Origin of the sequence: Acinetobacter sp. BEC1-S18-ESBL-01 (assembly GCF_014169935.1) — a bacterium.
Taxonomy (GTDB): domain Bacteria; phylum Pseudomonadota; class Gammaproteobacteria; order Pseudomonadales; family Moraxellaceae; genus Acinetobacter; species Acinetobacter pittii.
In genome coordinates, this window is sequence record NZ_AP022302.1 from 461,810 (window position 1) to 484,477 (window position 22,668).

Consider the following 22,668-nt stretch of genomic DNA (forward strand, 5'->3'; position numbering starts at 1 on the left):
AATAAGAAAAGGGGCGTAATGCCCCTTTTTTATTTAAGGTATTAAAGTGTTCTTGAAATTAATTCTTTCATGATTTCATTTGTACCTGCATAAATTCGATTTGCTCGATGATCAATGTATGCACGTGCAATTGGATATTCAAGCATATAGCCATAACCGCCATGTAATTGAAGACATTCATCTACAATCTTTGAGAACATATCAGAAATTTTATATTTAGCAGCTGCTGCAGCTTCTACACTCAACTTTTCTTCAAGTTGTAATTCCATACAACGATCTAAATATGTCCGGCAGAAATCTATTTCTGTTCTGAGTTCGGCAAGTTTAAAGCGTGTATTCTGAAATGCGCCAATAGGTTTACCAAATGCTTTTCGATCTTTTGTATATTGAACGGTATGTGCAAATGCTGCTTCAGCACCGGCCTGACAAATGATAGCAACTAAAATTCGTTCCCATGCTAATTCTTTCATGAGCATGATAAAGCCCATACCTTCCATGCCTAAAAGATTTTCTTTAGGAACGCGAACATTATCAAAGAATAATTCGCAGGTATCTTGGCCTTTCATACCAATTTTGTTTAGAGGTTTACCTTTACTAAAACCAGCACGATTTGCTTCTACAATAATTAAGGATAAGTTCGCCGAACCTTTATCACTATTGCCAGTCTTACAAACGACTACGGCCATATCGCATAAGTAGCCATTCGTAATAAAAATTTTGGAACCATTAATGACATATTCATCACCCTCAAGTACGGCGGTGGTTCTTACCGCTTGTAAATCTGAACCAGTGCCTGGTTCCGTCATTGCAATAGCAGTAACAACTTCTCCAGTTGCCATTTTGGGTAACCATTTTTGTTTTTGCTCTTCATTACCAAAATTATTAACGTAATTAGCAACAATATCGGAATGTAGAGAAAAACCTGTACTTGAGTCCATCGCATACGCTTGTTCTTCAATAAGAATCATACTGTATAGGCGATCTACCCCAGAGCCACCATATTCCTCTGGCATTGTGGTGCAAAGAAGACCTAGTTCTCCAGCTTTATTCCAAAGATCTCGGTCAACATGTTGCTGTTTTTCATATTTCTCTATATTGGGAACGACTTCCTTTTCATAGAATTTACGCACTGTCTCACGGAAGGCTTCGTGTTCTTCATTGAATAATTGTCTTGGTAACATATTTGGAATAGGACGGATGGCACCAGATTGCATTTGTATTTCTTCCTTGGTTCAGGTGTGATGTTATGCCCTAAACATACGTAAGCATTTCATGCCTAACAATGTGATGAATGCTCAATTATGCGGATAAGATGATAAATTTGGTCAATTTGATATTTTTAGCGATCTTTAGGATGTGATCAGGTAAACTAGGCGCACTATCAACACAGATGGGGACGTAAATGTCTGACGAAATGACCTTGGAAGAACGTAAAGTAATTTATCGAGCACGCCGCGGCTTAAAAGAAATTGACGTCTATTTTGACCCGTATGTAAAAAACTATTATTTAAAAGCTGATCCAGCAGAAAAAGCATTATTTGCAGAGTTAGTCGATCAAGAAGATCCGGATTTATTAGATTGGTTCATGGAAGTTTCTGAACCTCCACGTACTGAGTTACGTGAATTTATTTATAAACTAAAACAGTATGTACATGGCTAAACTGTTTTGATAAAAGAATTAAATTTTGAGCTGAAATATAGCCGTGTCTCGGTAATATTTCAGCTTTTTGTTGGTTTAGGTTTAGCAATCCTGCTTTATCAATTATTAACGCCGATATGGTGGCTATGTGCTGTCATTCTTCTATTTATTGGTTTTATTTTCTTTCTAAAGCAAGCTCAAATATCTCAAATTGAATATTTAGATCAAAAATTATGGTCGGTTGCATATTTTTCGAAAAAAGAAATTTACCGTGGGGAAATTACTAAAATAATTGATTATCAGTTATTTGTGGTTATTTATCTTGAAGAAACTCCTACGAACATAGCTATTGTTTGGTTCGATCAGCTTCCTATTCAGCAGTGGAAAAGATTAAAAGTTTTAGAAAAACTCTATTAATTGTTAGACAATTCTACAATTGTATATTTATTTAAAAATTATAAAAAACAAAAACTTAATAATTTTTTTCTTCATTAAACTTTGGATTGTCTAATTAAAATATAGAAAAAAGCCAAGGAAAGACAATTGTCTGACAATTTCACCTATGGGTAGCTATTTGATCGGTTAAAGTACAAACACCAACGTAAAGTGTGTCGGAGGTCTCAAAATGGAGATGCCAACATGGTCGTTCTTGGTCATTGCCATAATTCTGGCAGTGGTGATAGGAAGAGCAGGAACTTTACTCAGGGAACATCTTAACAAAGTTAGTTTTAACAAGGTTAAGAGACAGAGGATGCAAGGTCGTCGATTAGTCAATTATTAAAGTTGGTTAATCGATTAATTTCATCAAGTGTCCAGTTTATAACTGGGTGCGATTGTAGTAAGGAGGTCTCTCATGGAGATTTCAATGTGGATGTTTCTGTTAATTGCAGTTGTTATGGCTGTAGTAGTAGGAAGAGCAGGAACTTTACTTAAGGATTATATAGAACAAAAATAATATAAGCCGTTAAAAGCTTATCCCAGTTAATAAGTAGCATGTGCTGAACCGTCGCAATGCTACTTTTTTTTGCCTAAAATTTCTGTTTCCTCGAAAAACTGTCAATTTTATCTGCTGTGAAGTGTGTCAAAGTATAAGCGCTACAATTAGAGTAATTACTCTTTTATTCAAGATATGCATCTGCTAATGTACATCTGAAAAGGAAAAAACAAATTACATAGAGGACAGGAAGATGTCTAAAGTCCAAAAAATAAGCCAAGGTTTGGCGGTGAGTTTTCTTGCAGCTTCAGTTTTATCAGGTTGTTCATACGTCGTGAAAACCGGAGCAAATGTTGCTCTAGGTTTTACGGAAAAGCACGTCGTTCCACCTATTTTGGCAATGCAAGATGCTGAAATGGTATGTAATACCGGTAGTGCGTTAACGCCTGCAATCATGTCTACCAAAGGGATGGGTGCAGATCCGACACGTGTTGCAGTATTAATGTATGCAGCATCAGGTGTATGTGCGGAAAATCAAGCTTTAGAACAAGAACTGCGTTATTTACGTGCTTCAAAAGCAGGTCAAGTGACAGAAGCCCAAGATGCACGTATTGCACAGAAGCGTTGGGCAGCAATTGCAGCTGAACGTCAGTATACAGGCTATAAGTTATTTGCTGATCGTTGGGAATCTAAATATAAATATCACTTAGGTGACTCTTGCCCAACGATGCGTAATGATACTGATCAAACTGTTTATTTACTTGGCATGATCAGTGGTCTTCAGGCTGTGACCAACGATATTAACTCAGGCGGTGCAGTCAATGTTCCTAAAGATATCGCTGCTATTGTAGAGCGTGGCATGGTTTGTCTAGATAATGAAAAATTCTGGGGCGCACCTAATGCAACGCGTGCTGTTATCTGGACTTTATTGCCAGGTGCTGATGAAGGGAAACCTGATCCGTACCAAACTTTAAAACAGTCAATTCAGATTGGTGAGAAAAAAGGTGTTCGCCTATCTCATGCCTTATATGCTGTAGCTGCTCAAGCAAGCGGCGATGATGCAAAAATCCGTGATGCATTAAGAACCTATGCAGCATCACAAGCTGATGACAAACCTGTCAATCCGAACTTTAAGTTAATCGATAGTATGGCTGGTCTTATTGTACGTGGTATCTCTGACCGTTACTGGACTGAGCATACTGGTGTACGTACCGGAGATGATGGTATGTCTCATTTCTGGGATGATAAAAATGAAGGTGCAGCAGAGCTAGATGAGTTGTTTGATGGGGGCGCCGCTTCAGAGGTTCCTGCGGATTCATCTGCTCCACCAGCAGCGCAGTAAGAATATTTGAAAGACTAACTTCTTGCGAGTCTATTGTTAAGTTCTACAATAATTGTAAGAAGTTTAATTTCAAGGAGTGTGCCATGAAGGATCATGTACTGAATAGTAAAGTGCTTTTGGTCGCAGTGTGCATTTCCATATCTGCATGTCTACAGGTGTTTCCTGATACTTTTATTTATTGGCGCGAAAGTTTACTTGGCGAATTCTGGCGTTTGTGGACTGCACATTGGGTACATGTTGGATGGGTTCATTTCCTTTTAAATATGATGGCATTCGCTTGTTTACCCTTTATTTTTCCACATACAAAAGCATGGCATCTTCTAAGTCTACTTTTGCTGTTGCCACCCTTTATTAGTTTGGTGTTCTACTTTTATTTACCTTATATCGAAGCTTACGCAGGTCTGTCTGGTGTCTTACATGGACTATATACAGCGGTTGCTTTGGTCTATCTGCAATATCGTAAAGAGCGAAATTTTGCTTTGCTGGTTTTAGGGTTAATTATTGCCAAACTCATATGGGAAAACACTTTTGGACAAACAGGAACTGCTCAACTAATAGGGAGTCCAGTTTTAACTGAAGCTCATCTATATGGGGCAATTGGTGGAGCAATCTTTGGAGGATGTTATTGGATTTTCCAGAGATTAAAAAAGAAACATTGACAATACAAACTGTTAAAAAAGAGATTTTAGTCATTCTTTATTAACAAAGTTTGATGCAAATTTGATCGTTGAATAAAGGGATTGGTAGAAGGGGGATGGATTTAACCCCTGACCAAGAAAAATTGCATGACTCAAGTCCTTATTTTTTTTAGGGATTTGAGAGAACAAAATTGGAATATTTATGCAAGAACATCAAGAAAAAAGATCTGGATTAGGTCTGCTGGGTTATATCTGGAACGAATGGATCTCAACATTCGTCATCCTCATTCTGCTATTAATGACGCTAATTATTGGTACCGGGGAAATGATCCACGGACAATTATTACGTATCGGGGAACGTCTTTATGGCGACCCTGCTACAGGTATGCAATATTCTTTTTTGCGTGCTGAGCCTGAAAAGCCAACTTGTGATCGACATCCAAATATCGAGGCTCAAGTAAAAGAACAAATGAAAGCGAACGCGTCTGATGATTTCGCGAGTTTCTTTGGTGCAGCATCGGAAAGTGATGTCCGTGCATCACTACTCGCAGCAAAGCAACAATGTGATGAAAAATATCAGGCGTATGATAAAACTATTAAATATATCGAAGCTAACCCAGGGGTACGTACTTACCGTGCTATCGAGACAGGTTTCTTCGGTATTTTTAAATTTGGTACAGAGAACCGTGCCATTTTACTGGTCTTTATGGTTTTGATTTCTGCGATTACTGCATCGTTGAAATATCACCATATTGGTTTGCGTAATCCGGCAACAAAAATAGATTACAAAGTATATTCCCTGTTTATGTTGATTGGTAATGCACTACTTAGTACCTCTGTCATTAGTCAGTATCGTTCCGTCATAAATTCTGGGGTAACACCTACCTATGAAACAGTAACGATTTACTGGATGTGGATGATTCTATTTGTTGTTCTGACTTTAATTAGTTTGTATCAATTATTTGTTTCACCTCCACCAAAACGTGAAGGCGGTAATATAGGTTTAGCCTTACTATCGGTGCCTCTATATGCTTACATGGCGTTAATTACAGGCATCGTATTTACGTTCTTTATGGATTACCCAATGGGGCAAGGTATTTACCTTGGTTTATTGGTTGAGTTCTCGGGTATCTTCTTAAACCTTGCCTTGTTTATTTGGGCAGGTATGCTTTTAACTCAAACACGCGTTATGGACTTGTTCCTTAATGTGCTTCGTCCATGGAACTTGGCACCAGAAACCTTAACTTGGTTAATTCTAATTGCTGCTGCTGTACCAACAGCTTATACAGGTGCATCAGGTATTTTCGTTATCGCAGCAGGTGCAATTATTTATAAAGAAGTCTGGAATGCGGGTGCTCGCCGTCAATATGCTTTGGCTGTGTCTGCAATGTCAGGTTCTTTAGGGGTAGTTGTACGTCCATGTCTACTGGTCGTTTTAATTGCAATGCTTGATAGCCGTCATGTTACGTCGGATGAGCTATTTGGGCATGGTATTTATGTATTTTGGTTAACTGCATTTATTTTCTTGGGTGTTTCACTACTTTTAGCTGAAGAAAAATTCCGTGTGAATTCACCAAAAGTTGCGATTCCGGGCATGATGCGTGCCTTTGTACCTGTAATTCCATACATTCTGATCACTGCTGTTGTTCTTGCGATCTATAAATATGCATTAGATACAGGAATGAACGAGTTTACTGCACCAGTAATTTTGCCATTAGTTCTGATCGCAATGATCTTGTACGACAAATTGGTTGCGACCAAAGAAGCGCCTGCAATCAATATTCATGAAGCGATTGTTCGTGAACACGAACAAAAATCACCATTCTTGCGTGCACATGATCCGCATAGCTCTCAATACCGTCTTGGTTTTGGTGGAGCACTTCGATTTGCGACCTCAGAAACTGTAGGTCATATCGGTGCTTTAATTATCTTGATGGCATTGTCTGCAAGTGTAGGTGGTTTAATTGAACGCTCTGAAGTGGTCGAATTATTACCGACTCATTTGGGCAGTATTTACATTTCACTTGCATGTATTGCGCTATTACTTGCCATTATTGGTATGTGTACAGATCCATTTGGTGCTGTAATTTTAGTTGCTGCAACTATTGCACCTGTAGCATACGAAAATGGTATCCATCCAATTCATTTCTGGATGATTGTGTTGGTTGCATTCGAATTTGGTTACGTAACACCACCAGTTGCCTTGAACCATCTACTTACGCGGTTGTCCGTCGGAGATGATGAAGTGAATGCTGCTGATGCTGAAGCGAAAGAGAAATATACAAGCTTCTACTTCCGTTATGAGCGCTGGTTGCTACCAATTATTGTCTTGTTCTCATCATTGGTATTAGTGACTTATGTGCCATATGTATTTAAGTTATTCGATTGGTATAAATAACTTAAATCAAAGTATTGGTTATACAAAAAAGCCTTCCTAAATGGAGGGCTTTTTTAATAAGTAGATTGAGTAAATTTAGAACAAGATGATTAGAATTATTTAAATCCGGCTAAAAAAGCTAAAGATGTACAGCTTTAGCTTTTTTTAAGAGTTCATTGAAAAACTATTGCTGTTTAAGCTGAGCTTCAAGCAATTTAACTTGTTCTTCTTTGAGTTTAGTTAGTTGATCCGCATCTGCATGCTGAGCTTTTAAGGTGGCTTCCTGATCTTTTAGCTGCCGATGAATATCTTCAAGTTTAGATACTTCTTCTTTTGCTAAAGACTCTTGTGCTGGGACAGGCTCTTTAAGCACATTTTCACTGACAAGTTGCTGAGAGCTTGCATTTTCAGCTAAGGGTTCAGAACTTGGTAATGGCTCAGCTGGTTTCGGTTTAGCAGGAGCAGGAGTCGAGACAGGTTGTGGATCAACCAGTGGTGCTGACGACTCGGTTTTTTTAAAAAACCATTGCGCTGCAAAAAAAAGCACTACGAGAATGCTTAAGCCCCCAATTAAAATCCATAATAATTTTGAGTTTTGTTTTCTTTGTAGTGGCATGTTTAAGACCTTTAGTCGGGACGACGTGGCTTGAACTGTATTACCCCAATTTCATCCGGTTCAGCAGGTGTTTCAGGCTCATCAACATGAGTCGGACGATTTTCGCTATAACCGCATTCGATACATTCAATCCATTCGTCTTCTGCGGTGGTTAGCATGATAATCCGATCTATGGCTTCACATTTTGGACATTTTGCCCCAGCAATGAAACGTTTTTTCATCTTTATCACCCTAACCACACGATCAATTTAGGCCCATAGTTTAAGCGGTTTTGTTGTCATTCGTCCAACCTTGATGACGTAACAATGCGTCAATTTTAGGCTCGCGTCCACGGAAATTCACAAATGCCTCAAGCGCAGTGTCTTTTCCACCCACAGCTAGAATTGCCTGACGGAATTCTTTACCCGTTTGAGTGTTAAAAATGCCTTCATTTTCAAAACGATCAAATGCATCGCTCGCTAAGACTTCTGCCCATTTGTAAGAGTAATAACCTGCGGCATAACCGCCAGCAAAAATATGACTAAAACTATGTTGGAAACGGTTGTAGTCGACAGTAGGAACGACCGCATATTGCTTACGAATATCGTCTAAGGTTTGCTGAATTTGCTCACTGTTAAGGGCTGGCGTTTTGGTGTGAATGGTCAAGTCAAATAATGCAAATTCAAGCTGACGTAAAGTTTGCATACCAGATTGGAAGAATCGAGCATTTAATAAAGCATCTAGTAATTCTTGTGGCAAAGTCTGTTTACTATCGATGTGTTCACTTAATACATCTAGGCTTTCTTTATCCCATGACCAGAATTCCATAAACTGGCTTGGTAATTCTACTGCATCCCAAGCAACACCATGAGTTCCTGCAACCGAGATATTATCTACTTCGGTCAACATATGATGTAAACCATGTCCGAACTCATGGAACAAAGTAATCACTTCGTCATGAGTCAATAAAGCAGGTTGGTCACCTACTGGAGGAGTAAAGTTACACACCATATAGCAAATTGGTTTTTGTAAGCCATGAAGTGTTTGCATGCGCGAGCGGAAGCCATTCATCCATGCGCCACCACGTTTGCCTGTACGTGCATAGATGTCAAAGAAGAAGCCACCAATCACTTGACCTTGGTCTTCTAATTCAAAATAACGTGCATCTGGGTGCCAGACAGGTGCTTGTCTTTCAATAATGTTAATGCCGTATAGACGCTGCACAATCTGGAATAATCCCTGAATAACTTTAGGTGCAGGGAAATAAGGTTTTAATGCTTCTTGAGATAAGTTGAATTGTTGTTGTTTAAGTTTTTCAGAATAGTAAGTTGTATCCCAAGGTTTAAGCTCATCAACACCATCTTGTTTAGCAATTTCTTGAAGTTCGGCAACTTCTTGAAGCGCAGGAGCACGCGCATGCTCTGCTAGGTCAACCAAAAACTCATGTACTGTTTTTACGTCCGGTGCCATTTTACTTGCCAGAGAATATTCAGCATAGTTATTGAAACCAAGTAGTTTCGCCATTTCCTGACGAAGACTCAAAATTTCTTCCATAATTTTGCTGTTATCAAATTCAGTTGGTTCAGACTGATCAGATGCGCGAGTCACATAAGCTCTATAAAGCTCTTCACGTAATGCACGGTCATCTGCATAAGTCATGATTGCAAAATATGCTGGGAAATCTAGGGTTGCTACAGCTTGGTCAAGTTCACGTTGTTTGCCGTACTGTTTTAATAACTCAATATTACTTTCTGGAAGACCTTTTAGCTGATCTTCGGTAAGTGGTTTAAAGTAAGCTTGTGTTGCATCAAGTACGTGGTTTGAAAAATCAGAAGAAAGCTGTGAAAGACGCGCAGAAATCTCTGCATAACGTTTTTTCTCTTCACCCTCTAAGGCTACACCTGAAAGTTTAAAGTCACGTAAAGCTAGATGGATAGCACTTTGCTGTGCAGGGCTAAGAGAGGTATAACTTTGACCATCATGGATGTGTTGATAGGTTTGATAAAGCGCCGTGTGTTGACCAAGCTGAGTGTAATATTCACTTAATGCTGGTAATAAAGATTGATAGACTTCTCTCGTTTCTGCATTGCTCATTACCGCGTTTAAATGCGATAAAACGCCCCATGATTCACTTAGATTATTTTCAAGTGTATCGACTTGCTCAAGTACGGCAAGTTGCTGAGTTACATCTGTAGGTGCAGCCGTAAGAGTATTTAAAAATTCCTGACCTGCTTGGATCGCTTGTTGAATGTCTTGTTTTAAATTTTCTAATTCAATTTGGTCAAAACGCGGAGTTGGTAAAGTCGCTTGCTGTAAAGTCATTGCTAATAGCCACATTATTTTTTAAACATGGTATTAGATGTAGGTCCTCTCAGGCTGGAAATCAAGCTTAATGTGTAAAATAACCCTTTTTAAAAAGAAATAAGTCTCCTATTGGAGACTTATTTCTGAAGTGTGATAATTATTTACTCACTATTCAGCCTTTGATTTTGCATTCGACTTTTTCTTTTTAGGCTTAGATTTTTTTTTCACCTTTTCTGATTTAGTCTCGGCTTTTGCTGAGGTTTTTTTACCAGATTTTTTGGTGTAAGAACTTGGCTTACTTTTTTCTTTCTTTTTGTGAACAGGTCTTTCACCATCACTGCTGACGGTTGGTTTGCTAAAGACCTCTTCATTAGCCTGAGCAGCTGTTTTAGTCGTACGCGGCGCACGGCTACGAACTACTCGACCCGCATGGGTAATTTGCTTAATGAGCTGGAAGTCAATTTTACGTTCTTCCAGATTGACACCAGCGACCTGAATTTTAACTTCATCACCTAATCCAAAGACTTGACCACGATTTTGTCCTACTAGATTTTGACTCGCTTGATCATAAATAAAGAAGTCATCGCCGAGTTGGCTAATATGAATCATGCCATCGACATATAGATCTTTCAGGGTCACGAATAAACCAAATTCGGTTACCGCACTCACAATACCTATAAACTCATCTCCTAAGTGCTGTTGCATGTAGTGACATTTCAACCAAGTTGTTACGCTACGAGAAGCTTCATCAGCACGGCGTTCTGTTTGAGAGAAATGTTCACCTGCATCATCTAGTGCAGCACCAGAGAGTGGATAAGGCTTTTGTTTCAAGTGAGCTTTAATGGCACGGTGTAATAATAGGTCTGGGTAACGACGAATTGGCGAAGTGAAATGCGTATAAGCTTCATAAGCCAAACCATAGTGCCCTGCATTTTTTGCGCCATAATAAGCTTGCATCATTGAGCGTAATAAGACGGCATGAATACTAGGAGCATCAATACGATCTTTAGTTGCTTCAATTACTCTTTGATAGTCTGCTTGAGTTGGTTGGTCAGGGAAGGGTAGACCCAGTAATTTAACAAAGTCTTTTACTTTCTGAATACGTGAGAACTCTGGAGCTTCATGTACGCGATACAACATTGGAACATCATGTTCTAATGCATATTCAGCCGCAGCAACGTTAGCAAGTAACATGCACTCTTCAATAAGTTTATGTGCTTCATTACGTGTACGTGGCAAAATTTCTTTAATCCCGCCTAGCTCATCAAAAGTCATGTAAGTTTCAATGGTTTCAAATTCCATTGCATGACGATCAGCACGTAAATTTTTCAAAATCTGATAAAGCTGGAAAAGCGTATTTAAAGATTTATGAACATCACGATCTTTTGGAATCGCATCTGTTGCGCCGTCAAAATATTGTGCTACCTGTGTATAGGTCAAACGTGCTTTTGAATGCATCACTGATGGATAAAAATCGTAACCAGTTACGCGGCCTGTACGAGAGAGTTTCAAGTCGCAGACCATACATAAGCGGTCTACATGAGGGTTCAGAGAGCATAAACCATTTGACAATGCCTCTGGTAGCATTGGTAATACGAAATGCGGGAAGTATACCGAAGTACCACGTTCCTCAGCTTCTTCATTGAGGGCTGAGTCTAAGCGTACATAATGGCTAACATCAGCAATTGCGACAACTACACGATAACCGCCACCTGGACGTTTTTCAGCATAAACCGCATCATCAAAATCTCGAGCATCTTCACCATCGATCGTAACTAATGCTAAATCTCGTAAATCAATGCGGCCTTCACGGTCTTGAGCAGATGGTTCTTTAAAGCTTTCAGCTTCTTTTAATACCTGATCTGGAAATTCGTAAGGTAAGCCAAACTCAAGAATAGTCTGCGGAATAATAATTTCTGTATCAGCTTTGTCGGCCATAGACTGAATAATATGCGCCGTCGCAAATTCTTCACGAGTCGGATAACTATCTATTGCGACACGTAGCATATCGCCAACATTTGCTCCAGCATGCGTTACCAGTTCTTTTTCTAAAGGAATAGGCTGGTGCTGATTTGGATTGTTGGGCTGAATAAAATATTCGCCATCATGAACCGACAATTTACCAATTAATTGTTTAACACGATGTTGTAAAACTTCTGTGATAAAACCCCAAGGTTTGCCTTTACGGTCAACTGAAGTCTGTCGCACTCTAACTCGGTCACCGTTAAAGACTAAACGCAATTCACGTTCAGGAAGTAAAAGGTCACTTTGACCATCAATATGCGCTGTGCCTAAACCTTTACTATTGATATAAACAGTTGCTTCATAGGTCGGTTGATCTGCCACCAACTGAAATTTAAACCCGTCTTTCATGATTTGACCGTCACGAACCATAGCACTTAAGCGGTGACTGAGTGCTTCAATACTTTTTTGGTCATGAATATTAAAATGATCGACAAGTTCTGCATGAGATTGCGGTGTCTGCAATTGTTCCAATGTATCTAAAATAAGAGTACGGCTTGGAATAGGATTGTCATAACGTTCAGCTTCAGCTTTCGCTTCGGGGTCAGCCCAGTTTTTTGTCATGTCGTTTGGTTTCACGCTTGGCAGATAAGTTTAGCATAAGTCATGCAGACCCGAACTGCACGTTTAGGTTTGCAATAATGTGTTATGCACTACAGTATTTTGATGAAGAAATAATATCTATCTTAACAAGCGTTTGATCGAAAAAGACGAAAATAATGAGAAAATTGCTTAAAAAATAATTCATTGAACTAAAAAACAAGAAAATTTCACTATGATGACTTGAACAATAGGGTTTTAGTTTGTATTATGGCGGCTCGTTCCGGTGAGGTGGATGAGTGGCTGAAATCACTTCCCTGCTAAGGAAGCATACCTATTACTGGTATCGAGGGTTCGAATCCCTCTCTCACCGCCATTTACTTAATGCGCTCATAGCTCAGCTGGATAGAGCACTTGGCTACGAACTAAGGGGTCGGGAGTTCGAATCTCTCTGAGCGCACCAAGTAAAATAGAACGAATCGCTGAAAGGCACACAAGTTACGCGCTCATAGCTCAGCTGGATAGAGCACTTGGCTACGAACTAAGGGGTCGGGAGTTCGAATCTCTCTGAGCGCACCAACTTGAAGAATTAACCGCTTTTATAGCGGTTTTTTTGTGCCTATTTTTTAGTACTTTAAAAAATCTAAATTTATAACTTTATAACTTTATAACTTTTTAATTATATTAGAGATAATCATAAATGAACTTAGCTTTATTTGATTTTGACGGCACGATCACGCACAGCGATACATTCAGCCTATTCCTTAAATTTTCTTTAAATAAAAAAACTCAAATACTAGGTGGTATTCGACTTGCACCTTATATAGCGGGTTATAAGCTTGGATGGGTAACCGATAAAACCATTCGAACTAAACTCTGTCAGGTGGGATACGTGGGCTATGATGCGGATTCCGTAAAATATATGGGGCAAGAGTTTGCTAAAAATGTCCTTCCTACCTGTGTGCGTCAAAATGCTTTAGAACGTATTCTTTGGCATAAACAACAAGGTGATCAGGTTGTTGTTGTATCTGCATCATTAGATGTTTATTTAGAAAGCTGGTGCCAATCTTTAGATTTAGACGTTATATGTAATCAACTTGAAATACGTGATGGTATTTTGACAGGTGATTTTATTAATGGTGATTGTGGTTATTTAGAAAAAGTAAATAGAATAAAAAACAAATATGATTTAACTCAGTATTCTACAATTTATGCTTATGGTGATACACCTAATGATTATGCAATGTTAGAGCTGGCGCATAAGAAATATTATAGATGGGAAGAAGTGAATTAATATTTAAAGATATATTAATAAATAAAGCCACTTGTAATAAGTGGCTTTATTTTAACGACTTATATTAAACAGTATTGAAAGAGTTTTCTAAGAAGTTATCGGTAAGTAATGATGTAGGTACGATAGTATGCGTTGTATTAGTTACGCTTGATACTGTCGACGTTACTCCACCGAGTAAGCTACCACCAGTTAATCCACCTAGTAAATTAGAAATAACATCTAATCCGCCTTCACCAGTCACACCGCCCGTTAAGCTACCCACGATATCTGTTACGATGCCGATAGGGTTGTCTGTACCGCCAGTAACGCCACCAGTTAAGCCGCCTAGAAGGTCGGTCACTAAGCCAAGAGGACTATCACCATCTACGCTACCAGTTAAACCGCCAAGTAAATCAGTGACTAAGCCTAGTGAGCTATCTCCACCAGTAACCCCACCAATAGTTCCTGTCAATCCACCAATGATTTCTGTCACTAAGCCAGTAGCAGTTGTGCCATTTGTAATGAGCGTATCAAGGATACCGGTAGCAGATTCAGTAGCACCTTGAATGTCTCCACCCACTAGATCAGAAATGACTTCAAGCGTGCCATTTACTGTGTCACGAGAAGTTTCGAAAGTTAATGTGCCGAGGTCTGCAAGTTCAGAAACAGGATGCTCTGCTTGTGGAAGAATGCTGATAATTGTATCTGCAACTGTATCAATGCCAGTGTTGATAATTTCAGTTTTTAGGCTTTCTACCCCCTGAAGAATATCAATACCGCCTTGAACAACATCAATCACTGGAGAGATTGGAGAAGTTCCACCACCGATACCGCCTGTTACACCACCGATAATGTCAGTAATTACTTCAAGCGGGTTGCCGTCAACACCACCAGTTACACCACCGATGATGTCAGTAATTACTTCAAGCGGGTTACCGTCAACACCACCAGTTACACCGCCGATAATGTCAGTCACGACTTCAAGAGGATTACCACTAACACCGCCAGTTACACCACCAATAATGTCGGTTACCACGCCAAGTGGACTATCACCACTTGTTGCGCCGCCGATAATGTTATTAATAATTCCAGTAGCAGTTGACCCATTTGTAATCAGTGTATCGAGAATACCGGTAGCAGATTCAGTAGCACCTTGAATATCACCACCAACTAAATCAGAAACAACTTCAAGTGCACCGTTTACTGTGTCACGAGAAGTTTCGAAAGTTAAAGTGCCAAGATCTGCTAGGTCTGAAACAGGATATTCAGTTTGTGGAAGAATACCGATAATAGTATCAGCAACAGTGTCGATACCAGTATTGATGATCTCAGTTTTTAGGCTCTCTACACCTTGTAGAATATCAATGCCGCCTTGAACGACATCAATGACTGGAGCGATTGGAGATGTGCCATCACCGATACCGCCAGTTACGCCGCCGATAATATCAGTAATTACTTCAAGCGGATTACCGTCAACACCACCGGTTACACCACCGATAATGTCAGTAATTACTTCAAGCGGGTTACCGTCAACGCCACCAGTTACGCCACCGATGATGTCAGTAATTACTTCAAGCGGGTTGCCATCAACGCCACCAGTTACACCACCAACGACGTCTGTAATGCTTCCGACAACGTCAGTAACAATACCTGTAGCAGTTGTACCATTAGTGATTAATGTTTCAACGACACCAGTAGCAGACTCAGTTGCGCCTTGAATGTCTCCTCCCACTAGATCAGAAATGACTTCAAGCGTGCCATTTACTGTGTCACGAGAAGTTTCGAAAGTTAAAGTGCCAAGATCAGCAATTTCAGAAACAGGGTGTTCAGTTTGAGGAAGGACACCAATGATAGTATCAGCAACAGTGTCGATACCTGTATTGATGATTTCAGTTTTTAGGCTTTCAACACCCTGAAGAATGTCGATACCACCTTGAACAACGTCAATAACTGGAGCAATTGGAGAGGTTCCAAGATCAATACCGCCAGTTACACCACCCACAACATTGGTTACTGTTTCTAATGGATTTGTAGAACCGACAGTACCGGTTACAGTGCCAACCACATCAGAAATTAAGCCTGTTGTGGTTGTTGTCAGGGTGTTGGTTACCGTTGAAATTACATTAGAGAGTAAACCTGATGTAGAGATATTTACATCAGAAATGTTTATATCAGAAACGTTTACATTAACAGCGGAACCTGTGTTTACGTTTGTGTTTACCGATACAATATTACCCAAATCTTGAGTAATTTTTGATATCGAAGATACGAGGTTTGTTAGTAAGAACATGTTGGTCTATTTCCTATATAATTTTGTATTTTTAAGTAAGTATTATTTATTGCGCTTTATAATTAATGAGATGTGTATCTCAATAATTGCGATTTAGTATTGGTTAGATCTCAAAAGCTGTCAATGTGTATTTTTAGTCACATTTTTTGTTATTAAATAATATTTAAAGAAATAATAATTTATTTAATTTAGACATAAAAATAATAATAATTTTTATATTATATAATTTTAACTAATTATTTTTTTAATCATATTTTCACTTATTTGAAGCATTATCTTAGTTAAATTTCAAACAGTCTTATAATGGTTAGGTTCAACCAGAAATATATTATTTATATAATGTTGACTAAAACAGTAGCCTTTATCTTCTAGATAGATGGCAAAAAGCTTCAAAAACTCTATAAAACTTATTTGAAAAAAAATATTTCAGATACATCTTTGGTGAGCAAAGTTTCAATAATTTTAGCTATAAAGCTATGTAAACTAGAGTGATGGCTAAGAACTAGACGTTTGATGACAGAAAGATGAAAAAAGGCTTCCTAAGCCTTAAAAAATGCGTATAATGCGCAACATCAAGTACGCGCTCATAGCTCAGCTGGATAGAGCACTTGGCTACGAACTAAGGGGTCGGGAGTTCGAATCTCTCTGAGCGCACCACTTGAAGAATTAACCGCTATATATAGCGGTTTTTTTGTGCCTGTTTTTTATTATTTCGATTTAAAAGCTAGTGCTCATGGCAACCAGCTCTTAAATGATTTGAAGTTGAAAAAAATTAGCCAAATGTTTTAAAACGGCTTTCATCTTCAATAAAAGCTTTTTCACCTGCTTCGCCTTCAATTGAACCAAATACTAATTGGGCTCTTAGTTTCCATTGAGTAGGAATATCAAAAGCAGCATTAATTTTCTCATCGATAATTGGATTGTAATGTTGTAAAGAAGCTCCAATACCTTGTTCAGCCAATACATTCCATACTGCAAATTGTGCAATTGCTGTTGAGTGTTCAGACCAGACTGGGAAATTATCAGCATATAATTCAAATTGCTCTTGTAGACCTTTAATCACATCTTGGTCTTCAAAAAATAAAACTGTACCAGCACCCGCTGCAAAACTTTGAATTTTTTGTTCAGTTCCAGCCAGTGCTTCGGCAGGAACAATAGTTTTTAATACATCTAAAACAATATTCCAGAAATTTTGATGAGACTCATTAAATAAAATAACAATGCGAGATGACTGAGAGTTAAATGCTGAAGGGCTATGTTTGACTGCTTCTTGAATTAACCTTTCAATTTCCGAAGGAGTATGTTGTAAGTTTTTCCCGATCGAATAAATAGAACGACGTTTTTTAATTAATTCTAAAAAGCTTGGCTGATTGAAAAGAGGGGACTCTTGAGTGGCTTGAGTAACCACATCTTTTGAGACTGTTGCTTTTTGATTTAAGCCAAATAATTTTGCAAAGAAAGACATGAGACATTCCACTAAGAAGGTAATGCTCTTATTGTAGAAATTTTAAAAACTGAAATAAGCTCAAAAAATATGAATCTACGTTCTATATATGCAACGTAGTTGATTTTCGAATCTCATCATAAGCTCTACTTTTAAACAAAATAAAAAATAGCCTTTGATTCATTTTAAAGCTGAAATGAATATGCTCTAATAGTTTCGATTTATTGAGTATTGATGCAGTGCAATGACTGAGCAAAAAACAGCTTTATCTTTACGTTACTATTTGAATTTAGAAGAGTCACAAGATGGGTTTTCATTAGTGACATTTGGGAAAAAGCAATTTACCCGTTTTCTTACACCTGCAATTAGTATTGCAATTATTATTTGGGGATTTTATTTAGGTCTCTCTGGGGTTGGACGATATTATGTCGGGTTAGGCGTATTTTTTCTGGTGATGCAAGGCCTGATGCGTTACTGGCTTTTACCTATGTTATTTAAGCGTCAATTTGTTCGTTACCAGTTTGGAAAGAGTGAGCAGGGAATCGACTTATATCAAGATTACTTTGAGCTTTATGCCAATGGTCGTAAGCAAGTGATGCAATATGCAGATGTACAAATTTTTGCTAAAGGCAAACTGACTTACATGCTTGAGCTAAAGAATAAAACTGTAATTATTGTACCAAAGCGTGCATTTGCACAGGTTTCAGATCAAACCATATTTGAAAATACATTTAAGAAATAAATTATTGGAATTATTAGCCGCAACAACAAAGGAAGCCTCATGAATACACGTCCTTCAAAAATCGTTTGCGTGGGCAGAAGTTACGCCGATCATGTCAAAGAATTAAATAATGCTATGCCTGACAGCCCTATATTATTTATTAAACCACCGAGTAGTTTGATTGGTTTAAATGACGGTATTTCTTGGAATCCAGCGTGGGGCAGTTGCCATTTTGAATGTGAGTTAGTGTTACGTATTGATCAACCTTTGAAAGGTGAAACAGATCCTGAAAAAGCTTTAAAAGCGATTGGAGCAGTAACTTTAGGTCTTGATTTAACAATGCGTGATTTACAGAATGATCTGAAAAGTAAAGGCCACCCATGGGAGCGAGCTAAAGCTTTTGATGGTGCTTGTGTTTTGGCAGATTGGGTTGATACAAAAGAAATTACAAATTGGCAAGAGACCAAATTCACTTTCCATATTAATGATGAATTGCGTCAAGATGGTAATACTGCACTGTTAATGTTTACTATTGCTGAACTTTTAACTGATATTAATCAGGTTTTTTCACTAGAACCAGGTGATGTGATTATGACAGGTTCACCTGCTGGGGTTGGACCATTACATGCAGGCGATCAGTTGAAAATGACATTAAAAGGTGCAACGCAAGATTTTGCATGGGAAACTTTTGTAAAAGCATAACCCATTCCTAAAATTGCCAATTTTTAACCCTATTATTTTTTTAATAATAGGGTTTTTTTATTGGGTAGGAAAGAGTGCCTATACTGTTAAATAGTTTTACTTTCTTATTTCTCTTCAAAAATTGTTGAGAGCGGAATAGAAAGTTTTGCTGCTAAATAATCATTAGATTCGACCAAGGCGGGTCCTATTTTTTCCATCCATTCATCGTCATCATGTACATTCAAAACATCTTCACGTAATGGGAGAGGGTATGGGAGAGCAGTGAAAAAACTCCAGAAGTCAACTTGGGATAAATTGCGCGCAAGCACATATTCATCTTTATCGGTACGTTTAACCAAATTTTGCTCTTCAAGCAAAAGTACATAAGCTGGCCAGCGGCCAATTTCTCCGCGACCTAAAATTTCTAAAGCTTCTTTGTCACTTACACTTTCACCGAGTTTCTGTTTTTTATAAAACAGCTCGAGAATATCTAATAGCATTAAAACAGGATGACGTTTCTGCTCTTTACCCGAGTGAAAAGCAGTTAGAGCAAAACTTACTTCTACACCAAGTAAAATAATGTTCCATGACAGGAAGATCCATAGAAGGAAAATTGGCACTGCTGCAAATGCACCATAAATAATTTCATAACTAGTGAAATTTGACATCACAAAGCTAAAGAAATTTTTGAGTATTTCAAACAGTACAGCACTTAAACAAGCCGCTATTCCTGCCGCATAAACTGGGACTGTACGATTGGGAATGGTCCAATATAAAATGAAGAAACCCAAAATTGTGAGTACAAAAGAAATTAGCCAGAGTAGAAATGCGCCATCAAGTTGATAACCTGTGAAGTTATTACTTAATAAGTTCATCGATGCAACTGTTGATGAAATAACAAATGCACTTCCTAAAATAATCGGACCTAAAGAGATGATCGTCCAATAACGCATAAAACCCATAATGCCACTGCGTGTTTCTTTTACACGCCAAATACGGTTAAAGACGGTTTCAATTGAGGTCAGCATTAAGACAGTAGTAACGAATAAAAACAGCACACCAATAACGGTTAAGTTGCTAGATTTTTCTGTAAAAGCATTTAGCGCTTTATCAAATGCGATCGTGCTTTTTGGTAAAAAGTTACTATAGATTAAATGTTGCAGTTGTTGTCTTGCTGGTTCTAATGCTTTGATTGAAGAAATAATTACTAAAAAAACCGTTAACATCGGCACAACTGCGAATAGCGTTGTATAGGTGAGAGAGCCAGCTTGTTCACGGCACCGATCAGCTTCAAAACGCTTAAATACATATAAAACGAACTGAAACCAAGTTTTATTATAAAAAGGAAGCTTACTTAAAAAACGTTGTAACATGCGTCGTCTATCCCGATTTTTTTAATCATCATGTTGGGCGATTGATAGCTTATCAAAGTATGAGCTTAAGTACTCAAATCGTAGATTAAAGCAAAATAATAACTTATAGAATTAAAGTCGTTCTGTAAGTTTACTAGGTGCTATAGAAAGAATTGTAGCCATAAATTTTTTTCAAAAAAGTAGGCTTTCTGTTGTCTGAGCAAGGGTTTACCAAAAGTAGATAAACTTTTTACTCAATGAGTCCGAGAAAATTGCTCGCATTATCTTTTGTGCTGCACCATCAATCACCTCTAGAATTTCATAAAATTGGTTGCGCCAAAAAAATAAAAAATCCCGTATAGTGTTCTTTTTAACAAAATTTATGAAACCGATGCAACCTTACATTCTTGTACTCTATTACAGCAAATATGGTTCTACTAAAGAAATGGCTCATTTAATTGCCAACGGTGTTGAGTCTGCGGGTATGTCAGTGAAAATTCGGACAGTACCAAATATTGCTTCAGCTGTCACAATAGCCGAGCCAAGCATTCCGGAAGAAGGTGATATCTATTGTACGTTAGATGATCTAGCGAATTGTTCAGGTTTAGCGTTAGGTTCTCCAACCCGCTTTGGCAATATGGCAAGTGAAATGAAATATTTTTGGGATCAAACAACCAGTCTTTGGCTCAATGGGGCATTACATAATAAACCTGCTTGCGTTTTCACTTCTTCTGGTTCAATGCATGGTGGGCAGGAAAGTACTTTACTCACTATGTTACCGCCGTTATTTCATCATGGCATGATGATTTTGGGATTACCTAATGCAATTCCAGCGTTATCTAATACTAAAACAGGTGGAACACCTTATGGCGCAAGCCATGTAAGTGGACCGCGTCATGACCAGAACTTAAGTCAGGACGAAAAGATTTTGTGTGAAGCTCAAGGAAAACGTTTAGGAGAGGTTGCCAAAAAGCTTTTAGTTTAGTTTTGAGCAAATAAAAAAGAGCGGATATCCGCTCTTTTTTAGGTGTACATCTTATTCTTTTACAAAAGTAACTTTGCCATCTGTAAGAGAATGAACACGTGCTAATGATTCAACACGGTAGCCTTTTTCAAGCAATAAATCACGACCTGGCTGGAATGATTTTTCAATCACAATACCCACACCTACAACTTCTGCATTTGCTTGGTGAATTAAATCAATCAGGCCTAATGCTGCTTGACCATTTGCCAAGAAGTCATCAATAACTAATGCTTTATCAGTTGAATGAAGATGTTTATTTGAAATCGCAATCGTGCTTTCAGTTTGTTTAGTAAAACTAAATACTTTAGAGCGATATAAGTCATCTTTTAAGGTCAATGACTGATATTTGCGAGCAAAAATTACAGGTACACCAAGTTCTAAACCTGCCATGATTGCAGGTGCAATACCTGATGCTTCAATGGTAATAATCTTGGTAATCCCTGCATCTTTAAAGCGAGCGGCAAATTCTTTACCAATCTGCTGCATTAATACAGGATCAATTTGGTGGTTTAAGAAAGCGTCGACTTTCAAGACTTGATCAGATAGAACGATACCTTCTGTTAAGATTTTCTGTTCTAGTGCGTGCACGGGAGAATCCTCTAGACGGATGCTTTTTAAAGCAAATGCGTATTTTAAAAAGCATCCAAAAAAATGCAAGCTTTAATTCGTCTTACCTGTATAACTTGTTAATAACAATCCATAAGAAGTTTTACCATCAATATGACTTACTTTAACTGGTAAATAATCTAATTTCGGCGCTAACCAAAAGATTGTACTGCGTTCAGGTTTGTTGTGTTGTAAAACCACTTTAATGGTATCGAATGTTCCATAAGAGGTTTTAATTTTCTCATTACCTTGTTTTACAAATCGACGATTTTCAACTTCTTTTGCATCTGCAAGTGGATAAGAGGACTTCAATGAACCATTTTTTAAGTCTTCACGCAGTTGTAACTCTGCATTTAACTCATCAAGAACGCCTGCCTGCCAAGCAAATGAACGAGCTTTATCATCTTTCTTGGTAGAGATAGTTTTGCTATTTGGATTAAAGTTAATACTCATGGTGTTGTTATGAATCAAAATTTTGCTGGTACGGCTAAAACTTTGAGACCCAATTTTACCATTGGTGAAACTAAATTTACTTGTTTCACTGGCGGACGCAATTCCACCTGCTTTTGCAGTGAATTTATAAGTCCAGTTATTACCTTGTTGGCTTAAGGCACGTGTAGCCGACCCCATGCCTTTATTATTGTAAGTAAACTGATAATTTGCCTGAAATGGGCTCATGGCAAGTGCATGGCTTGAGAAGCCTGCAAAAAGCAAAGTTGTTGAAATACCTGTTGCGATGCCAAACGATTTCAGAAATTTTGTTGCCATAAGTAAATATCCTTGTACAGACTAAAAAGTCAGTGCTGATGCATCTGTAACTTAAACATATTATGCCTGTTGATCATGGAGAAAAAATCAGGATTTATGCTAAATGTGTAATCTATTT

20 protein-coding genes and 4 tRNA genes are annotated in these 22,668 nt (G+C 38.2%); 14 read left to right on the forward strand and 10 right to left on the reverse strand.

Features of this window, described 5'->3' with window-relative positions; all coding sequences use genetic code 11:
- Positions 1-41: 41 nt before the first annotated feature.
- Positions 42-1,214, reverse strand: coding sequence for an acyl-CoA dehydrogenase family protein (locus tag H7R46_RS02260; RefSeq protein ID WP_005067286.1), 1,173 nt, complete (start codon positions 1,212-1,214; stop codon positions 42-44).
- Between the two features lie 188 nt (positions 1,215-1,402).
- Between H7R46_RS02260 and H7R46_RS02265 the strand changes: the two genes are divergently transcribed.
- The 5 genes from H7R46_RS02265 to H7R46_RS02285 all read left to right on the forward strand — a co-directional run bounded on the left by H7R46_RS02265 (position 1,403) and on the right by H7R46_RS02285 (position 6,951).
- Positions 1,403-1,660 (forward strand): succinate dehydrogenase assembly factor 2, encoded by a 258-nt coding sequence (locus H7R46_RS02265; RefSeq protein WP_002117064.1) that lies wholly within the window; start codon positions 1,403-1,405, stop codon positions 1,658-1,660.
- Positions 1,661-1,666: 6 nt separating this feature from the next.
- The gene (locus H7R46_RS02270) at positions 1,667-2,056 is read left to right on the forward strand and encodes a hypothetical protein (protein ID WP_005067287.1); all 390 of its coding nucleotides are present in this window, start codon (positions 1,667-1,669) and stop codon (positions 2,054-2,056) included.
- 770 nt (positions 2,057-2,826) lie between these two features.
- Entirely contained in the window at positions 2,827-3,915 is a 1,089-nt protein-coding gene (locus H7R46_RS02275; RefSeq protein WP_005067288.1) for a hypothetical protein, read from the forward strand.
- 83 nt (positions 3,916-3,998) lie between these two features.
- Positions 3,999-4,574 carry a rhombosortase gene (gene rrtA, locus H7R46_RS02280; RefSeq protein ID WP_005067290.1) on the forward strand — a complete coding sequence of 192 codons (576 nt, stop codon included), beginning with the start codon at positions 3,999-4,001 and terminating at the stop codon, positions 4,572-4,574.
- Positions 4,575-4,755: 181 nt separating this feature from the next.
- On the forward strand, positions 4,756-6,951 hold the full coding sequence (locus tag H7R46_RS02285; protein WP_005067292.1) for a TRAP transporter large permease subunit: 2,196 nt from the start codon (positions 4,756-4,758) through the stop codon (positions 6,949-6,951).
- Between the two features lie 163 nt (positions 6,952-7,114).
- Here H7R46_RS02285 and H7R46_RS02290 read toward each other — a convergent pair whose 3' ends face one another.
- From H7R46_RS02290 to rnr, 4 genes are all read right to left on the reverse strand, one after another.
- Complete coding sequence (locus H7R46_RS02290; RefSeq protein WP_005067294.1) at positions 7,115-7,546, reverse strand: hypothetical protein; 432 nt, start codon at positions 7,544-7,546, stop codon at positions 7,115-7,117.
- Positions 7,547-7,557: 11 nt separating this feature from the next.
- On the reverse strand, positions 7,558-7,767 hold the full coding sequence (locus H7R46_RS02295; protein ID WP_005067296.1) for a YheV family putative zinc ribbon protein: 210 nt from the start codon (positions 7,765-7,767) through the stop codon (positions 7,558-7,560).
- Between the two features lie 40 nt (positions 7,768-7,807).
- Complete coding sequence (locus H7R46_RS02300) at positions 7,808-9,862, reverse strand: M3 family metallopeptidase (RefSeq protein WP_025469785.1); 2,055 nt, start codon at positions 9,860-9,862, stop codon at positions 7,808-7,810.
- Positions 9,863-9,997: 135 nt separating this feature from the next.
- On the reverse strand, positions 9,998-12,415 hold the full coding sequence (gene rnr / locus H7R46_RS02305) for a ribonuclease R (RefSeq protein ID WP_005067299.1): 2,418 nt from the start codon (positions 12,413-12,415) through the stop codon (positions 9,998-10,000).
- 261 nt (positions 12,416-12,676) lie between these two features.
- Between rnr and H7R46_RS02310 the strand changes: the two genes are divergently transcribed.
- The 4 genes from H7R46_RS02310 (at position 12,677) to H7R46_RS02325 (ending at position 13,685) form a co-directional block, all read left to right on the forward strand.
- Positions 12,677-12,767 (forward strand) — tRNA-Ser (locus H7R46_RS02310).
- A 10-nt stretch (positions 12,768-12,777) separates the two neighbouring features.
- Positions 12,778-12,854 (forward strand) — tRNA-Arg (locus tag H7R46_RS02315).
- A 39-nt stretch (positions 12,855-12,893) separates the two neighbouring features.
- Positions 12,894-12,970, forward strand: a tRNA-Arg gene (locus H7R46_RS02320).
- Between the two features lie 121 nt (positions 12,971-13,091).
- A complete protein-coding gene (locus H7R46_RS02325; protein ID WP_005067301.1) occupies positions 13,092-13,685 on the forward strand; it encodes an HAD-IB family hydrolase in 594 nt (197 codons plus the stop codon).
- 64 nt (positions 13,686-13,749) lie between these two features.
- On the opposite strand, the gene H7R46_RS02330 is transcribed toward H7R46_RS02325, so the two are convergent.
- Complete coding sequence (locus tag H7R46_RS02330) at positions 13,750-15,954, reverse strand: beta strand repeat-containing protein (RefSeq protein WP_005067303.1); 2,205 nt, start codon at positions 15,952-15,954, stop codon at positions 13,750-13,752.
- A gap of 372 nt (positions 15,955-16,326) precedes the next feature.
- Between H7R46_RS02330 and H7R46_RS02335 the strand changes: the two genes are divergently transcribed.
- Together H7R46_RS02335 and H7R46_RS02340 are read left to right on the forward strand one after the other, a co-directional pair.
- Complete coding sequence (locus H7R46_RS02335; protein WP_147548252.1) at positions 16,327-16,446, forward strand: hypothetical protein; 120 nt, start codon at positions 16,327-16,329, stop codon at positions 16,444-16,446.
- Between the two features lie 88 nt (positions 16,447-16,534).
- Positions 16,535-16,611, forward strand: a tRNA-Arg gene (locus H7R46_RS02340).
- A 115-nt stretch (positions 16,612-16,726) separates the two neighbouring features.
- Here H7R46_RS02340 and H7R46_RS02345 read toward each other — a convergent pair.
- Complete coding sequence (locus H7R46_RS02345) at positions 16,727-17,419, reverse strand: nitroreductase family protein (RefSeq protein WP_005067305.1); 693 nt, start codon at positions 17,417-17,419, stop codon at positions 16,727-16,729.
- A gap of 223 nt (positions 17,420-17,642) precedes the next feature.
- Between H7R46_RS02345 and H7R46_RS02350 the strand changes: the two genes are divergently transcribed.
- Entirely contained in the window at positions 17,643-18,140 is a 498-nt protein-coding gene (locus H7R46_RS02350; protein WP_005067307.1) for a YcxB family protein, read from the forward strand.
- A gap of 39 nt (positions 18,141-18,179) precedes the next feature.
- Positions 18,180-18,821, forward strand: a complete 642-nt coding sequence (locus tag H7R46_RS02355; RefSeq protein WP_005067309.1) for a fumarylacetoacetate hydrolase family protein — start codon at positions 18,180-18,182, stop codon at positions 18,819-18,821.
- 104 nt (positions 18,822-18,925) lie between these two features.
- Here the strand turns inward: H7R46_RS02355 and H7R46_RS02360 are convergent, their stop codons facing one another.
- Positions 18,926-20,173 (reverse strand): YihY family inner membrane protein, encoded by a 1,248-nt coding sequence (locus H7R46_RS02360; RefSeq protein ID WP_002119535.1) that lies wholly within the window; start codon positions 20,171-20,173, stop codon positions 18,926-18,928.
- Positions 20,174-20,534: 361 nt separating this feature from the next.
- On the opposite strand from H7R46_RS02360, the gene wrbA reads away from it, so the two are divergent.
- The gene (gene wrbA, locus H7R46_RS02365) at positions 20,535-21,137 is read left to right on the forward strand and encodes an NAD(P)H:quinone oxidoreductase (protein WP_005067313.1); all 603 of its coding nucleotides are present in this window, start codon (positions 20,535-20,537) and stop codon (positions 21,135-21,137) included.
- A 51-nt stretch (positions 21,138-21,188) separates the two neighbouring features.
- On the opposite strand, the gene H7R46_RS02370 is transcribed toward wrbA, so the two are convergent.
- Together H7R46_RS02370 and H7R46_RS02375 are read right to left on the reverse strand one after the other, a co-directional pair.
- Positions 21,189-21,764, reverse strand: a complete 576-nt coding sequence (locus H7R46_RS02370) for a xanthine phosphoribosyltransferase (protein ID WP_002119547.1) — start codon at positions 21,762-21,764, stop codon at positions 21,189-21,191.
- 72 nt (positions 21,765-21,836) lie between these two features.
- Positions 21,837-22,550, reverse strand: a complete 714-nt coding sequence (locus tag H7R46_RS02375; protein ID WP_002119525.1) for a DUF3108 domain-containing protein — start codon at positions 22,548-22,550, stop codon at positions 21,837-21,839.
- Between the last annotated feature and the right edge of the window lie 118 nt (positions 22,551-22,668).